This is a genomic window from Microbacterium oxydans, assembly GCF_900095745.1.
GTDB lineage: Bacteria > Actinomycetota > Actinomycetes > Actinomycetales > Microbacteriaceae > Microbacterium > Microbacterium oxydans_B.
The window spans coordinates 104310-120478 of sequence record NZ_FMIR01000006.1 but is presented as its reverse complement, the minus strand read 5'-3'; the positions used below and the strand labels follow the sequence as shown (position 1 = coordinate 120478).

The 16169-nt window shown below is 67.0% G+C and carries 14 protein-coding genes and 2 tRNA genes; 6 read left to right on the top strand and 10 right to left on the bottom strand.

Features of this window, described 5'->3' with window-relative positions:
* Positions 1–39 precede the first annotated feature (39 nt).
* Entirely contained in the window at positions 40–1176 is a 1137-nt protein-coding gene (locus tag BQ2383_RS01365) for a tyramine oxidase subunit B (RefSeq protein WP_091028104.1), read from the bottom strand.
* Entirely contained in the window at positions 1173–2711 is a 1539-nt protein-coding gene (locus tag BQ2383_RS01360) for an APC family permease (RefSeq protein WP_091028102.1), read from the bottom strand. The genes BQ2383_RS01365 and BQ2383_RS01360 overlap by 4 nt, the downstream gene beginning before the upstream one ends.
* A 155-nt stretch (positions 2712–2866) precedes the next feature.
* Between BQ2383_RS01360 and BQ2383_RS01355 the strand changes: the two genes are divergently transcribed.
* From BQ2383_RS01355 to BQ2383_RS01335, 5 genes are all read left to right on the top strand, one after another.
* The gene (locus tag BQ2383_RS01355) at positions 2867–3778 is read left to right on the top strand and encodes a helix-turn-helix domain-containing protein (RefSeq protein WP_091028099.1); all 912 of its coding nucleotides are present in this window, start codon (positions 2867–2869) and stop codon (positions 3776–3778) included.
* Positions 3779–3835: 57 nt separating this feature from the next.
* A complete protein-coding gene (locus BQ2383_RS01350; RefSeq protein WP_091028379.1) occupies positions 3836–4972 on the top strand; it encodes a M24 family metallopeptidase in 1137 nt (378 codons plus the stop codon).
* Complete coding sequence (locus tag BQ2383_RS01345) at positions 4972–5403, top strand: hypothetical protein (protein WP_091028097.1); 432 nt, start codon at positions 4972–4974, stop codon at positions 5401–5403. Before BQ2383_RS01350 ends, BQ2383_RS01345 begins: the two co-directional genes overlap by 1 nt.
* A 29-nt stretch (positions 5404–5432) precedes the next feature.
* A complete protein-coding gene (locus BQ2383_RS01340) occupies positions 5433–5807 on the top strand; it encodes an HNH endonuclease (protein WP_091028093.1) in 375 nt (124 codons plus the stop codon).
* Between the two features lie 111 nt (positions 5808–5918).
* Complete coding sequence (locus BQ2383_RS01335; RefSeq protein ID WP_091028089.1) at positions 5919–6857, top strand: hypothetical protein; 939 nt, start codon at positions 5919–5921, stop codon at positions 6855–6857.
* 39 nt (positions 6858–6896) lie between these two features.
* Here the strand turns inward: BQ2383_RS01335 and BQ2383_RS01330 are convergent.
* The 5 genes from BQ2383_RS01330 to BQ2383_RS01310 all read right to left on the bottom strand — a co-directional run bounded on the left by BQ2383_RS01330 (position 6897) and on the right by BQ2383_RS01310 (position 10056).
* Positions 6897–6969 (bottom strand) — tRNA-Ala (locus BQ2383_RS01330).
* 26 nt (positions 6970–6995) lie between these two features.
* A tRNA-Ile gene (locus tag BQ2383_RS01325) sits at positions 6996–7069 on the bottom strand.
* 85 nt (positions 7070–7154) lie between these two features.
* Complete coding sequence (locus BQ2383_RS01320) at positions 7155–8114, bottom strand: DUF4097 family beta strand repeat-containing protein (protein WP_091028085.1); 960 nt, start codon at positions 8112–8114, stop codon at positions 7155–7157.
* Positions 8111–8800, bottom strand: a complete 690-nt coding sequence (locus tag BQ2383_RS01315; RefSeq protein WP_091028082.1) for a LuxR C-terminal-related transcriptional regulator — start codon at positions 8798–8800, stop codon at positions 8111–8113. Before BQ2383_RS01315 ends, BQ2383_RS01320 begins: the two co-directional genes overlap by 4 nt.
* On the bottom strand, positions 8788–10056 hold the full coding sequence (locus BQ2383_RS01310) for a sensor histidine kinase (RefSeq protein WP_091028078.1): 1269 nt from the start codon (positions 10054–10056) through the stop codon (positions 8788–8790). Before BQ2383_RS01310 ends, BQ2383_RS01315 begins: the two co-directional genes overlap by 13 nt.
* Positions 10057–10183: 127 nt before the next feature.
* Between BQ2383_RS01310 and BQ2383_RS01305 the strand changes: the two genes are divergently transcribed.
* Positions 10184–10894: a VIT1/CCC1 transporter family protein gene (locus BQ2383_RS01305; RefSeq protein WP_091028074.1), complete on the top strand. Its 711-nt coding sequence runs from the start codon at positions 10184–10186 to the stop codon at positions 10892–10894.
* A 79-nt stretch (positions 10895–10973) separates the two neighbouring features.
* Here BQ2383_RS01305 and BQ2383_RS01300 read toward each other — a convergent pair whose 3' ends face one another.
* From BQ2383_RS01300 to gyrB, 3 genes are read right to left on the bottom strand one after another with little or no spacing between them, the layout of a single operon-like run.
* Positions 10974–11378, bottom strand: a complete 405-nt coding sequence (locus tag BQ2383_RS01300; protein WP_091028070.1) for a DUF3566 domain-containing protein — start codon at positions 11376–11378, stop codon at positions 10974–10976.
* On the bottom strand, positions 11375–13930 hold the full coding sequence (gyrA, locus tag BQ2383_RS01295) for a DNA gyrase subunit A (RefSeq protein WP_091028067.1): 2556 nt from the start codon (positions 13928–13930) through the stop codon (positions 11375–11377). The genes BQ2383_RS01300 and gyrA overlap by 4 nt, the downstream gene beginning before the upstream one ends.
* A gap of 44 nt (positions 13931–13974) precedes the next feature.
* On the bottom strand, positions 13975–16065 hold the full coding sequence (gene gyrB / locus BQ2383_RS01290) for a DNA topoisomerase (ATP-hydrolyzing) subunit B (protein ID WP_279627342.1): 2091 nt from the start codon (positions 16063–16065) through the stop codon (positions 13975–13977).
* Between the last annotated feature and the right edge of the window lie 104 nt (positions 16066–16169).

Below are 16169 nucleotides of genomic sequence, written 5' to 3'. Positions count from 1 at the left end.
AAGACTCCTGCCGAATGGTCGATGGGGGACGGACGCCGGTCATGCCAGAGCCGGGGTATCCCAGAGCAGCAGCTCCGTGCCGATACCTTCTGCCACCGCGCGCCGGTAGACGACGGTTCCCCACGCGACGTCTTCCACCGGCATCCCGCCGACGGAGTAGAGGAAGATCTCGTCCTCGCTCCCACGCCCCTCGGCCTCGCCGCTCATGATCGCGGGGAGGTTCTCGAGAACCTCGTCGCTCACGTCTCCCGAACGGATGCGGTCGAGCAGGTACATGCCGTGGAGGCCGATGTGCTCGTGCGCCGGGTGCGGCACCTCCTCGCTCCACGCCTCGTACAGGCCGCGGAAGTCGGCGACATGCCGCGCTCCGCGGAGCAGCTCGTCGTCGATCATGATGTCGGCGGGCAGGCTCACCAGCGCGCCCGGCTTCAGCCAGCGCTTCTCGATCCGTACGTAGTTCGCCGAACCGGCCGGCGTCGTGGGGGCGATCGTGACCAGGTCGCTGTCGCGCACGGCGTCCTCCACGCTGTCGACGACCGTGACCGTCGTGAACTGCGGGTACTCGCGCCGGACCCAGTCGACGAACGAGTCGATGCTCGATCGGCTGCGGCCGGCGACCTTCAGGGTGTCGAGCTCGGGGCGCACGGCCACGAAGGCTTCGAGCGTCGTCCGGTTCATCACGCCGGGTGCCACGATACCCACGCTCCGGGCATCGGGGTTCGCGAGGTGGCGGGCACCGACTCCCGGCACGGCGCCCGTGCGATACGCACTCAGCAGGTTCGCCGACATGTGCGCGAGAGGTGCGCCGGTGTCTTTGTCGCTCAGCGTGAGCATCAGGATCGACCGCGGCAGACCGTTCTCGCGGTTGGCCATGTTCGACCCGTACCACTTGCATCCGGCCGTCTGGAAGGTGCCGCCGAGGTACGCCGGCATCGCCATCATCCGGCGATGCGGTCCGTCGAGCGGCATACCGTCGTGCGTCGATTCCGCGGGGAAGGTGACCATCGAGCCGTGCGAGTTCCCGTCCGGTCCGCCCATCCGGTAGTCGCCGGCGTCGACGAGACGCAGGGTCTCCTCCATCACGTCGACGCACAGCCGCATGTCAGTGACGCCCGCCGCGATCGTGTCCGGCTCGGACAGATACCGGAAGGTCAGTCTGGTGTCGGTGGTGCTCACGGGTTTCCTCTCGTCGCGTCGACCGCCGGCTCGCCCAGGAGCGGAGCCTCCGGCAGCTCCGTGCCGTGGCCGATCTGCCGGTAGACCTCGGGCCTCGCCCTGCGCAGCCACAGCGCCCACACGACGGCCAGGGCCGAGGGCACGAGGAGCACGGCCGGGAGGATGAAGGTCGTCGGCGTGGACTCTGCCTGACCGAGCAGCACATCCCAGTTCAGAAGGATCAGCACCCAGACGATCGCCAGCGCGACGAACGCGATGATCGGCGCGACCAGCCTGCTGCCGGTGCCCACCCCGCGCTGATCGCGCCGGAAGAAGCCGATCACCGCGACGGACACGAGCACCAGGAGCAGCACGAGCCCGAAGGCGCCGAGGTTGGTGAGCCAGGTGAAGAGCGTGATCACCGGGTACGGACCGTTCTCGGGGTTCCAGCCCTGCTCACCGATCGCGAAGCCGACGATCACGACGACCGCGATCGCGGACTGCAGGAGCGACCCGGCCCACGGCGCACCGCTGCGAATGCGGACGGTACCCAGCACCCGGGGCAGCACGCCCTCGCGACCGAGTGAGAAAGCATACCGGGCGACCGCGTTGTGGAAGCTGACGAGGGCGGCGAACAGGCTCGTGATGAAGAGGATCGACATCACGTCGACCCAGATCACGCCCAGGTGCTCGGCGACGAAGTTGAAGAACAGCGGGGGACCGGCCTCCTCCGGCGAGATGCCCGCGGGGTCGGTGATCTTGCTCGGGCCGACCGCGAGCGCGAGCGCCCAGGAGGAGATGGCGTAGAAGATGCCGGACACGCAGACCGCGAGGAACGTCGCGCGCGGGATGGTGCGCTTCGGATCCTTCGACTCCTCGCCGTAGATCGCTGCCGACTCGAAGCCCATGAACGCGGCGATACCGAACGCGAGCACGGCCCCGACCCCCGGGACGAACAGCGCCGACGGGGTGATGGGTGCCGCCGTGAATCCCTCGGCCGGGTTCCCGAAGGCGAACAGGTCGAACACGATCACCGCCACGAACTCCAGCGCGACGAGCACTCCCAGCACCTTCGCCGAGAGATCCACCCGGTGCACTCCCAGCACGCCGACGAGCACGATCGTGAGGAGGACCCAGACCCACCAGGGGCTCGCCCAGCCGGTCTTCGACTCGATGAACGAGCTGATCTGGAACCCGAGCATCCCGTAGATGCCGATCTGCATGGCGTTGTACGAGAGGAACGCGAGGACCGACGCCCCGACGCCGGTCGGGCGACCGATCCCCTGCGCGACGTATGCGTAGAACGCCCCCGCATTCGTGACGAACCGGCTCATGGCGGCGTAGCCGATCGCGAAGATGCCGAGGGCCACCGCGAGCACGATGTAGCCGAACGGGATGCCGTCGACGTGGGTGACCGCGTAGGCGCTGGTCACCCCGCCGGCGAGCACGGTGAGCGGCGCGGAGGCGGCGATGATCATGAACGCGACCGCGAAGACGCCGAGGCGCCGATGTTCGGCCGTTCTCGTCGTCGACGTTGTGGGAGTGGACGTCACCATGGCACAGCTCCTTCGATGCTCGGGTAGTCCTCATACTCGCCACGGGGAGGCGTCGTCGATTGACGGCGAGAGCAGAACACTTGTCTACGCGGGCACAGCGCCCGAATGCTAAAATGCAGCATCGTATATGATCGGCCACAGTGAGGTGAGCCCTGATGCAGAGTCTGTCGTTCCTCGACTACCGCCATGCGGTCTCCCGCGCCGTCGTCGCGCTGGATGTGACCGCGCCGGAGCAGGATCGCTTCCGCGGTGCGATCGATGCCACCGCTGCCGGAGACATCCACGTCTTCGCGATCGACGCCGACGGGCACGGCGTGCACCGCACCCCCTCGCTCATCTCCCGTGCCCCGCAGCAGTACTTCAAGTTCTCCCGCATCGAACGCGGCAGCGGCATGATCGTGCAGGACGGACGGGAGACCGCGCTCGGCAGCGGCGATATGGCGCTCTACGACACCGACCGTCCGTACTCCCTGCTCTTCGATGACGCCGTGCAGATGTCGGTGGTGATGTTCCCGAAAGTCCTCCTCGACATCCCCGCGGAGGACACCAGCCGCATCACGGCCACGCGCCTCAACGCCGGCGGAGCGCTGGGCGCGATGGTGGGTCCCTACCTCGGCTCGCTCGCCGAAGGGGCGCACCACCTCGACAGCCGCATCGCTCGGCGGATGCTGCGGACCGCGGTCGACATGCTGAGCACGGTGTTGGAGGCGAACCTCGTCGCGACCGACGGCCCGGTGAGCGCCCATTCCACGACGCTGACGCACATCCTCACGTACATCGACGTGCACCTCTCCGACAGTGAGCTGTCTCCCTCGCAGATCGCGGCGGCGCACTACATCTCGGTACGGCATCTGCACTCGATGTTCAGTGAGCAGGGCGCCTCGGTCTCCACGGTCATCCGACGACGCCGACTGCAGCGGTGCTATGACGCGCTGACCGACCCGTATCAGGCGCACCGCTCCATCGCCGAGATCGCGATCGGTGCGGGCTTCGTCGATGCGGCGCACTTCAGCCGTGTGTTCCGCGCCCAGTACGGAGTGCCGCCCCGCGCGGTGCGTGGCGGCTGACCCCGCGTTCACGGAACCGGATGCCGCTGCGAGCACCCGCGCAGTAGCGTGGAACCCGTGAGCACACTGCCCTTCCCCGCCTCCGTGTACGCCGCCCGCCTCGCCCGCGCCGCATCCCTCGCCGCCGAATCCGGGCTGGATGCGATCATCGTCGGGCCGGGCCCCGACCTGCAGTATCTGCTGGGCGTCGAGGGCGACACGATCGAGCGACTGACGGCCCTGGTGATCGGCCCCGACATCGCTCCGACGGTCGTCGTGCCGCGGATGGAGCTCGCGAAGGTTCGCACCACCGCTGTCGGTGAGCTCGGACTCGCGGTCGCCGACTGGGTCGACGGCGAAGACCCGTACGCGCTCGTGACCGAGGCCGTGGGTACGGTCTCCCGCGTCGGCGTCTCGGATGCGCTGCCCGCGCTGCACGTCGTCCCGATCGGCGAGCGTCTCGGCGTGCGTCTCGAGCTGGCGACACCCGTGCTCCGCGAAGGACGCATGATCAAGGATGCCGAGGAGATCGCCGAGCTGCGGCGGGCCGGAGACGCGATCGACGCGGTACACCGCCGCGTGCCGGAGTGGCTTCGGGCCGGACGCACCGAGCGCGAGGTCGCGGCCGACATCGCGGAGGCCATCGTGGCGGAAGGCCACCGCACGGTCGAGTTCGTCATCGTCGGATCGGGTCCGAACGGTGCCGACCCGCACCACGAGGTCTCGGACCGGATGATCGAAGAGGGCGACACCGTCGTGGTCGACATCGGTGGTGCGGTGCCGAGCGGCTACAACTCCGACAGTACGAGGACCTACGTCGTCGGCAGCCCTGACCCGGAGGCGGCCGAGCGCATCGCGGTTCTCGTGCGCGCGCAGCAGGCGGCGGTGGACGCCGTCCGTCCGGGCGCGACGGCCGCACAGGTCGATGCCGCGGCCCGCGACGTGCTCGCGGACGCGGGTCTCGGCGAAGCGTTCCTGCACCGCACCGGCCACGGCATCGGCGTCTCGGTGCACGAGGAGCCCTACATCGCGCCGGGCAACGACCTGGTGCTGCGGGAAGGGATGGCGTTCAGCATCGAGCCGGGCATCTACTTCGCCGGCGCGTGGGGCGCACGCATCGAGGACATCGTGATCGTCACGGCCGATGGCGGCGAGCGGCTGAACGTCGCGCCGCACGAGCTCGTGTCGGTGGGTGCGCACGCGATCGGTTCCTGATGGACGACGTATCGGCGCGGCCGCAGAGTCCCCAGAAGATCGCCGCCACCCGCGGCGGTCTCATCCATGAGGTGAGGATCAGCTGGTGGCAGACCGATGACTGGCAGTGGGTGGTGGTCGTGAACTCCCCGGAGCTCGGCGCTGTCGAGCGGCAGGCGAACGATGCTTTCGAGGCGCTGTGCCTGTTGCGCGAAGAACTCGACCCGCGCGGGTGGCGGTTGGGGGTCGCCGGTGCACGGGCCGACGTCTGGCCCAGTGGCATGGCGCGCGATCAGGGTGGTGGTCTGAGCGCGTACCGGCTCGGCGCCGCTGGTCCGCAGGACCCCGTGTTCACGTTCAGCCCCGTGGATCCGGCGACCGTCGCTTCCGTCGCAGAGCAGCGCACGGCGGCTGACCGCTTCTTCTCGAAGTTCGGCGGCGGCGGGCGTTGAGCCCGCATCCACCGCGGTAGCATCAGCGCATGCGCCGCCCCCGCAAGGTCTCCTCCGCCAACGCGTCGCCGGCGACACGTGCGCGGTACGCCAAGCGTCGGACGAACCGACTCGCCAAGGTCGACAACGATCTCACCGACGCCCAGTGGCACGACCTCATGGATGCCTGGGGCGGATGCGCCTACTGCGGCGGCGAGGGGGCCGCGTTGCAGCGCGACTGCATCCAACCCATCTCGCGCGGCGGCCGCTACACGCTCGAGAATGTCGTCCCTGCCTGCGCATCCTGCAACGCCAGCAAGCACAACGACGAGGTGACCGGCTGGCTTCGCCGAAAGAAGCTCGACGAGCGCACGTTCCTCGTCCGGCAGGCGACGATCCTGCGCAATCTGCGTCCGGTCGAGTGAGGCTGTGTCGGGCGGAGCCGCTTCCCTCGGGTCATGACGCTGATCGAGGAAGCCTACGTAAGAGCAACCCGCGGCAATCGCTCGGGTCCAACCCGAAAGTGAGTACGCCCGATGGCCAAGAACGACCGGAACAACCAGCAGGGAAAGCTCGGTGAAATCCGCGTGGCAGAGGTTTTCGTCAAAGCCGGATGCGCGGTCAACTTCCTGCCGTTCATGGATCTCGGACTCGACCTCCATGTCCAACTTCCCGTCAGGGTCCCCGAAGCGGATGATGAGTCCTGGCCGATGTCCGGGTTGACCGCTCATGTGCAGGTCAAGACGACGAGGACGACGAGCCTGCCTGCAATCACGCGAGAGACGGCGGCTGCGTGGCAGCTCGGTGCGCAAGCAGGAACGCCGACGTTCGTCATAGCCGTCGTCTCCGACGAGCACGCAGGCGTTCACTACCGTTTCTTCGATCCTCTCCTCGTCAAGCAGTACGTCGACAAGAGCAAGGGCGAGAGCTTCAAGCTCCCCATCAGCCGCGGGGTCGTCGTTCAGCCCGATGACCTCTACGATCACGTTTCGGAATGGGTCGTCAGGGCCCGGTACTACCTTTCGGCTGCGATCGATTTCGTCTGGTCCGACGTGAAGGCGGATGTGTGGGAATCCGCGCGGACGATGGTCTCGCAGATGACGCTCATCCATGAACGAGCGTTCCGCTCTCCGTCGACGTCCACGCACCTTCAGCCGTGGGCCGATACGGCACGCACCCTCATGTCCGCCTACCTCGACGGTGCCGGGTACCCTCCGGAGACGCTCGACGAACCGTTCGGTGCCCAGGGTGACTCACTTCTTCATGTGATCGAGCAGGACGCCTTCGACAAGGTCAACGATGGCGGTTCTGAGAAGCACGGATGGAACGAGTGGGTCGAGCCTCTGGCCTCGGTATCGCCGGTGCGCGATGAGAACGGTTCCCTGACATACCTCGAAGAGATCTGTCGTGCCTATGGTCGGGTGTCGAACCCAGACGGCGGTGTGCGATCAGGGCCGGAGAACGTGGGCCAATGAGAGAAGCCCCCGGCAACTGCCGGGGGCTTCTCGATCCTGTGGAGCCTAGGAGATTCGAACTCCTGACATCCTGCTTGCAAAGCAGGCGCTCTACCAACTGAGCTAAGGCCCCGTGAGGGAATTTCTTGAGTTAAAGGGTGGGGCTACCAGGACTTGAACCTGGGACCTCTTCATTATCAGTGAAGCGCTCTAACCGCCTGAGCTATAGCCCCGTCAACCTCCAAGACTTTACCGGAGAAACACGGAAAATCCGAATCGAGGGTGGGGACCCGGGAGAGTCCCCACCCTCGACGGTGTTCAGCGGCCGGGACGGATCGTCGCGGTGCCCGCGGAGAGCGACACGTCGATGGTCCTTCGCGAGCTGGAGCCCTCGTCGACCTTGGCGTTCAACGTGCCGGCACTGACGTCCTGGGTGATCGCGTACTCGACGTCCGGCACGGTCAGATCGAGCGTTCCGGCATTGACCTCGATCGTCGTCTCCGAGGGTGCCGTGCCGGTCAGCTCCACCGTGAGATCGCCGGCGGAGACACCGAGGTCGGCGCGGCTCACCCCGTCGAGGAGGATGTCGGCACGACCCGCGTTCATCTGCGCATCGAGCTCCGCGGCAGACCCTTCCACGTCGAGCGACCCTGCGTTGACGCTGACGTCGAGCACTCCGAAATCGCCCACGACGTCCAGGTTGCCGGCGTCCAGATTGAGGTCGGCATCGATCGCGTCGCCGCGCAGGCTCTCCGGCAGCGTGAGGACGGCGATCTCCTCGTCACCGAACCAGTTACCGAACCACCAGCCGAACACACCGTCGGGGCTCCGGACGATCAGTTCGTCGCCGTCCCGGTCGAAGGTCCATGCGGAGCCACGGCCGTTGGTGATCGAGAGCTGTGCTTCATCGACATCGCCGAACTCGACACGCATGCTGCTGGCGTCCGCATCGACGTCGATCCCCTCGATGCCGTCCACGCCCACGGTCTGCACCGAGTCGGGCCGGCTCGACGAGATGATGTTCCCGGCGGCGGCCGCGGCGGCCGTTCCTCCGGAACCGAGCAGGGCGATGCCGCCGACCACGGCCGTGATGACCATGACCGCCGTCGCTCCCGACGAGCGGCCACCAGAGCCCCCGGGCGGGGGCGTCGTCGGAGCCGCCTGCGCGGCGGGCGTCGGGGGTGCCGGCGTCTGCGGCGCGGAAGCGGGCGGGGGAGAAGCGGGCGGCGGGGTGAGCGAGGTGTGCTCGCCCGGGGCGCCGTTGTTGTCGGTGGTCATCGTGCCACTCCTGTCTGGCCGGTCGGCGGCGTCGGGCCACCGGTGTTCTCGATGTGGGCGAGGGCGGCGAGAACGCGGCGGTTGCCCGACTCGTCCTGCTCGAAGCCCAGCTTCTGGAAGATGGCGGTGATGTGCTTCTCCACACTCGCCTCGGAGAGGAACAGGATCCCGGCGATTGCCTGGTTCGACTTGCCCTCGGCGATCAACGCGAGCACGGTGCGCTCCCGTTCGGTGAGACGCATCATCCTGTCGTCGCGGTTCCGCCGCGTGAGGAGCTGCGCCACTACTTCGGGGTCGAGCACCGTGGCACCCTCGGAGATGCGCTGCACCGAGGCGAGGAACTCCGACACGTCGGCGACGCGATCCTTGAGCAGGTATCCGAGCGGACCACCCTGCGCCGCGATCAGGTCGGAGGCGTAGCGCTCCTCGACGTACTGCGAGAGCACGAGGATGGCGAGCGACGGATGCGTGGACCTCAGTCCGAGCGCGGCCCGGATGCCCTCATCGGTGAACGTCGGGGGGAGTCGCACGTCCAGGATGCACAGATCGGGCGCTGTGGTGGCGACGGCATGGTCGAGACCCTGGATATCGGGGAGCGCGGCGACCACCTCGTGGCCGGCGTCCTCGAGCAGACGGACCAGTCCTTCTCGGAGGAGGACGGAGTCCTCGCAGATCAGGATGCGCACGGTACGTTCACCTCCAGGCTGGTCGGTCCGCCCTGCGGACTGTCGAGGCGGAAGGTTCCGCCCGCGGCGAGGATGCGATTCGCGATGCCGTCGAGGCCGCCACCCGGCTGCACCTGCGCGCCGCCGATGCCGTTGTCCTCGACGCGCGCCCAGAGGGTGTTCCCCTCACGGAGTCGCACGATGACCCGGGCCTCACTTGCCCGCGAGTGCTTCGCGGCGTTGGTGAGGGACTCCGCTATCGAGAAGTAGACGGCGGCCTCGGCCTCACGGCTGCATCGTCCGTCCATGCGCACATCGAGGTGCACGGGGATGTGCGACCGGCTGGCGAGAGCCGACAGCGCGGCGTCGAGGCCGCGGTCGTCGAGCACGGACGCGTGGATGCCGCGGGCGAGCTGTCGCAGCTCCGTGATGGCCGCCTTGGTGGAGGTGTGCGCCTCGTTGATGAGTTCCTTGGCCGTGTCCGGATCGCTGTCGATTTTCTGCTGAGCGAGCCCGAGGGTCATGCCGACCGAGACGAGCCGCGGCTGCACGCCGTCATGCAGGTCGCGCTCGATGCGAGTGCGCTCCAGGTCGGCGGCGCGGACCGCTCCTTCCCGCTGGGCGGTCGAGGTGCGGACCCGTTCGGTGAGTTCCGTCTCCTTGCTGCGGACCACGATCGCCAGTGACAGCGTGCGGTGCAGCAGAGCCAGCCCGATCATCCCGACCACCGAGGCCGCGATGCCGAGGATGCCGACCAGCGGTGCCCAGGCGACGGGGATGCCTCCGCCGCCGAACGGTCCCATCACCGCATCCGCCGCGGTGAGCGGGGCGAAGGAGATGATGATCGACCACACCAGGCTCCAGGCGAGCCGCAGCACGATGAAGCCGAGCACGGCCGAGATCGCGAAGTTCGCGACCGCACGCCACATGCGGGGGTCGATCGCCTGTCGTCCGAGGGAGCGCAGCCAGCCGACGAAACCGGGGCGGTCACGCTGCTGCAGTCGCAGCGGGGTGATCGGCGCGCGGTAGAGGGCACCGACACGGGCGACCTCGAACCAGCCGAGTCCGTACAGCGCGTATACGAGGCCGACGAGGAGCACGACGCCGATGCCGGCGGCGAAGAGGAGTCCGAGTCCGGTGCCGAGGAGTCCGCCGAGCATGCCGAAGATGGCGCCGCCGAGCGCGCCGACGCCTGCGAGATGCAGGATCGTGAGCAAGATGCGCAACGGCGGCTTCACCGCCGTGACGGGTGCCGCGGTCGCAGTCTGAGTGGTCATGGTTCCAAGGTACGGCGGGGCCGACACGCACGACACCGAGTCAGCCGGACACTCCGCTTCGGGTTTTCCGTAAGCGGTCGCGGGTGATTTCCGCCCTATCGAGCGCACGGTCTGCTTCACTGGCTGCATGACAGCCCACGAAGGCGAGCTCCATCGCGCAGGTCTCGGCCAGCGACTGAACTGGTTGCGGGCAGGAGTGCTCGGCGCGAACGACGGCATCGTCTCGGTCGCCTCGCTCGTCGTAGGCGTGGCGGGCGCGACGAGCGACAACGCGGCACTGCTCACCGCGGGAATCGCCGGACTGGTCGGCGGTGCGATCTCGATGGCGCTCGGCGAGTACGTCTCGGTGAGCAGCCAGCGCGACAGCGAACGCGCTCTGATCGCGAAGGAGAGCGAGGAGCTGCGGACCATGCCGACCGCGGAGCTGGCCGAACTCACCGAGCTCTATCGCGATCGCGGTCTCTCCGAGGAGACCGCACGTCAGGTCGCCGAGGAGCTCACCGCCCACGATGCGCTCTCCGCCCACTTGGAGGTCGAGCTCGGCATCGACCAGAACGATCTCGTCAATCCGTGGCATGCGGCGATCTCTTCGGCCGTGTCCTTCACGCTCGGAGCGCTGCTCCCCCTGCTCGCCATCCTGCTGCCGCCGCCGGAGTGGCGTGTGCCGGTCACCTTCGTCGCCGTCATGATCGCCCTCGCGATCACGGGTGCGGTGTCGGCGCGGATCGGCGGTTCCCCGCCCCTGCGAGCGTCGATCCGACTGGTCATCGGCGGGGCGCTCGCTCTCGCCGCGACCTGGCTGATCGGTATCCTCCTCGGCACGACCGGCGTCGTCTGACCGCCGAGCACCTCGTGGGACGACGAAGGGCGGATGCCGCAGCATCCGCCCTTCGTGAATCCGGTTCGAAGACCGAGGATCAGTTCGACATGAACCCGACGAGCAGTCCTCCGGTCACCTTCACGGCGAGGTTGTAGATGCCGGCGACGACGGCGCCGAGCACCGTGACGACGATCAGGTTCAGGATCGCGACAACCGCAGCGAAGGCCATCACCTGCGGCAGGCCGACGACCTCCGACAGCACGAACTCGTTGCCGGTGATTCCGAGCAGGAAGCCCTCAGCGGTGTTCATGACGTTGGTTGCCTGGAGCACCAGGAAGATCAGGAAGAAGGCCACCATCGTGACCACGGCGAGAGCGACCGCTCCGAGGAACGAGAGCTTCACGGCCGACCAGAAGTCGACGTAGACGAGACGCAGGCGAACCTGCTTGCCACTGGTCTTTCGTGTCGACTTCTTCGCCAGCTTGTCGGCCACTGTACTCATGCGTCTGTATCCTCGGGGGTCTCTGTCGTCTCAGGTGCCTGTGTCTCGGCATCCTCCGCATCCGCCTCGTCATCGGCGAGGCCACGCTCGCCATTACGGGCGATGGCGAGGATGCGGTCGGCCTCCGTCGTCCGGGCGAACACCACTCCCATGGTGTCTCGACCCTTGGCGGGGACCTCGGCCACGGCAGAGCGTACCACCTTGCCGCTGGAGAGAACCACCAAGACCTCGTCGTCCTCGGCGACGATCAGACCACCCGCGAGAGTGCCCCGATCGTCGTTCAACTTGGCCACCTTGATGCCCGTTCCACCGCGTCCCTGGACCCGGTATTCCTCGACAGCGGTGCGCTTCGCGTAGCCGCCGTCAGTGACGATGAACACGAACTTCCCGGGGGCGGCGACGGATGCCGACAGCAGGCAGTCCTCGTCGATCTTGAACTTCATGCCGCGCACACCGGCCGTCGCCCGACCCATCGGACGCAGCGCCTCATCGGTCGCCTCGAAGCGCACCGACATGCCGCGACGGCTGATGAGGAGGATGTCGTCCTCGGCGTTCACGAGGAGAGCACTGACGAGCTCGTCCTCGTCGTTGAGGCGGATCGCGATGACGCCGCCCTGACGGTTGGTGTCGTACGCCTCGAGGCGAGTCTTCTTGACCAGACCCTCGCGCGTGGCGAGCACCAGGTAATCGGCGACCTGGTAGTCGCGGATGTCGAGCACCTGAGCGATGCTCTCGTCCGGCTGCAGCGCCAGCAGGTTCGCGACGTGCATGCCCTTGGCGTCGCGCCCGGCCTCCGGCACCTCATAGGTCTTCGCGCGGTAGACGCGACCCTTGTCGGTGAAGAAGAGCAGCCAGTGGTGCGTCGTCGTCACGAAGAAGTGCTCGACGATGTCGTTGGCACGGAGCTGCGCGCCCTTGACGCCCTTGCCGCCGCGGTGCTGGGAGCGGTAGTTATCGCTGCGCGTGCGCTTGATGTAGCCCTCGCGCGTGACGGTGACGACCATCTCCTCTTCGGCGATGAGGTCTTCCATCGAGACGTCGCCGTCAAAGCCATGCAGGATGTGCGTGCGGCGCTCGTCGCCGAAGCGGTCGACGATGCCGGTCAGCTCCTCGCGGATGATCGCGCGCTGGCGACCCTCGTCGGCCAGGATCGACTTGTAGTCGGTGATCTGCGCTTCGAGCTCGTTCGCCTGGTCGATGATCTTCTGACGCTCGAGAGCCGCCAGACGGCGCAGCTGCATCTGCAGGATCGCGTCGGCCTGGATCTCGTCGATGTCGAGGAGCTTCTGGAGTCCCTCATTCGCATCGGCCGTGGTCTGCGAACGACGGATGAGGGCGATGACCTCATCGAGCGCGTCGAGCGCCTTCAGGTATCCGCGCAGGATGTGCATGCGCTTCTCGGCCTCGCGCAGACGGTACTCCGTGCGCCGGACGATCACCTCGATCTGGTGCGTGATCCAGTGCGTGATGAAGCCGTCGATCGCGAGGGTGCGCGGCACACCGTCGACGATCGCGAGCATGTTCGCGCCGAAGTTCTCCTGCAGCTGCGTGTGCTTGTACAGGTTGTTCAGCACGACCTTCGCGACCGCGTCGCGCTTGAGCACGACGACCAGGCGCTGGCCCGTACGGTCGGACGACTCGTCGCGGATGTCGGCGATGCCGGTGATCTTGCCGTCACGGGCGAGGTCGCCGATCTTCACCGCGACGTTGTCGGGGTTGACCTGGTACGGCAGCTCGGTGACGACGAGGCAGGTGCGACCCTGGATCTCTTCGACGTTCACGACCGCGCGCATCGTGATCGATCCGCGGCCGGTGCGGTACGCCTCGTGGATGCCCTTGGTGCCGAGGATCTGCGCGCCGGTCGGGAAGTCCGGACCGGGGACGCGCTGGATGAGACCGTCGAGCAGCTCCTCGCGGGAGATGCCGGGGTTGTCGAGCGCCCAGAGTGCCGCAGCCGAGACCTCGCGCAGGTTGTGCGGCGGGATGTTCGTGGCCATGCCGACCGCGATGCCGACCGATCCGTTGACGAGCAGGTTCGGGAAGCGGGCCGGGAGGACCGTCGGCTCCTGCGTCTGACCGTCGTAGTTGTCGGTGAAGTCGACGGTGTCTTCTTCGATGTCGCGCACCATCTCGAGCGCGAGCGGGGCCATCTTGGTCTCGGTGTATCGGGGAGCCGCGGCGCCCATGTTTCCGGGCGAGCCGAAGTTTCCCTGACCGAGAGCCAGCGGATACCGCAGCGACCACGGCTGCACCAGACGCACGAGGGCGTCGTAGATCGCCGAGTCGCCGTGCGGGTGGTACTGGCCCATGACCTCGCCCACCACACGGGCGCACTTCGAGAACGACTTGTCAGGACGGAATCCGCCGTCGTACATGCCGTAGATCACACGACGGTGCACCGGCTTGAGGCCGTCGCGCACGTCGGGGAGCGCGCGCCCCACGATGACCGCCATGGCGTAGTCGAGGTAGCTGCGCTGCATCTCGAACTGCAGGTCGACCTGATCGATCTTGCCGTGGTCGTGTTCCGGCTCGGTGCGTTCTTCGTCAGTCATCAATCAATCTCTCTGTCACACATCTGGTCTGAGCCCGCGGGGCGTCAGATGTCGAGGAAGCGGACGTCCTTGGCGTTGCGCTGGATGAAGCTGCGTCGGGACTCGACGTCCTCACCCATCAGCACGCTGAAGATCTCGTCGGCGGCGGCGGCGTCTTCGATGGTGATCTGCTGCAGGGTGCGCGTGGTGTGATCCATCGTCGTCTCCCACAGCTCCTTCGGGTTCATCTCACCGAGACCCTTGTAGCGCTGGATGCCGGCATCCTTCGGGATCCGCTTGCCGTTGTCGAGACCGTGCTTGAGCAGGGCGTCGCGCTCGGAGTCGCTGAACACGTACTCGTGTGCGGAGTTCGACCACTTCAGGCGGTACAGCGGCGGCATCGCGAGGTACACGAAGCCGGCCTCGATGAGTCCGCGCATGTAGCGGAACAGCAGCGTGAGCAGCAGCGTGGTGATGTGCTGACCGTCGACGTCGGCATCCGCCATCAGCACGATCTTGTGATAGCGCGCCTTCTCGATGTCGAACTCTTCGCCGATGCCCGTGCCGAAGGCCTGGATCATCGCCTGGACTTCTTTGTTGCCCAGGGCCTTGTCGAGACGCGCGCGCTCGACGTTGAGGATCTTGCCGCGGAGGGCCAGGATCGCCTGCGTGTGCGGGTCGCGACCCTGCACGGCGGAACCACCGGCCGAGTCACCCTCGACGAGGAAGATCTCGCTGATCGAGGGGTCCTTGCTCGTGCAGTCCTTGAGCTTGTCGGGCATGGCCGCCGACTCGAAGACGCTCTTGCGTCGAGCAGTCTCGCGCGCCTTGCGGGCGGCGAGGCGAGCGGTCGCCGCATCGAGAGCCTTGCGGATGATGTTCTTCGCCTGGACCGGGTTGCGTTCGAACCAGTCTCCGAGCTGATCGCCCACGACCTTCTGCACGAAGGCCTTCGCCTCGGTGTTGCCGAGCTTGGTCTTGGTCTGGCCCTCGAACTGCGGCTCACCCAGCTTGATCGAGATCACCGCCGTGAGACCCTCTCGGACGTCGTCTCCCGAGAGGTTGTCGTCCTTTTCCTTGAGGATGTTGTTCGCGCGGGCGTACTTGTTCACCAGGGTCGTCAACGCAGCACGGAATCCCTCTTCGTGCGTGCCACCCTCATGGGTATTGATCGTGTTCGCGTAGGTGAAGACGTTCTCGGTGTACGAGGTGGTCCACTGCATCGCGACCTCGAGCGAGATCTTGCGCTGCGTGTCCTCGGACTCGAAGGCGATGATCTCGTCGTTCACGACCTCGGCATGGCGCACCTTGTTGAGGTACTCCACATAGTCGACGAGTCCGCGCTCGTAGAAGAAGACGTCACCGGGCTGCTTCGTGATCGTCGAGCCTTCTTCCTCCACCTCATAGGCGGAGGACTCGCGCTCGTCGCGCAGCTCGATGCGCAGCCCCTTGTTGAGGAACGCCATCTGCTGGAAGCGCGTGCGCAGCGTGTCGTAATCGAAGTCGATCGATTCGGTGAAGATGGACTCGTCGGGCCAGAACGTGATGCTGGTTCCGGTCTCGTCGGTCTCCTCTCCCTTCTCGAGCTTCTGCTGCGGGATGCCGCCGTCGGCGAACGAGTGGCGCCAGACGAAGCCCTTCTGCTTGACCTCGACGTCGAAGCGGGTCGACAGCGCGTTCACGACCGAGGAGCCGACGCCGTGCAGACCACCGGAGACGGCGTAGGCGCCGCCGCCGAACTTTCCACCGGCGTGCAGGATCGTCAGCACGACCTCGACCGTCGACTTGTTCGGGTCGGAGGAGTGCGGATCGACCGGGATGCCACGACCGTTGTCGACCACGCGCACGCCGCCGTCGGCGAGCATCGTCACCACGATCGTGTCGGCGTAACCAGCGAGTGCTTCATCGACCGAGTTGTCGACGATCTCGTAGACCAGGTGGTGCAGACCGCGCGGACCCGTGGATCCGATGTACATACCGGGCCGCTTGCGCACGGCCTCGAGGCCTTCGAGGATCTGGATCGAGTCGGCACCGTACTCGCCGGGCTGCTTGATCTTGGGGGAGATCGTGTTGCTCGTGGTCTCGGAGCCGTCGATGGGGTCGGAGGGTCCCCCGGTGTTCGATTCCGTCTCGTCAGCAGGGGATTCAGGCGTCATCAGAGGGCATTCTCCACATCGATATCACGAACTCCCATTCTAGCGGGGTTTCGTCGGGAAATGCCGCTCAACGGCCGTGTGTGGCCCTCTGAGCGTTGCGGACC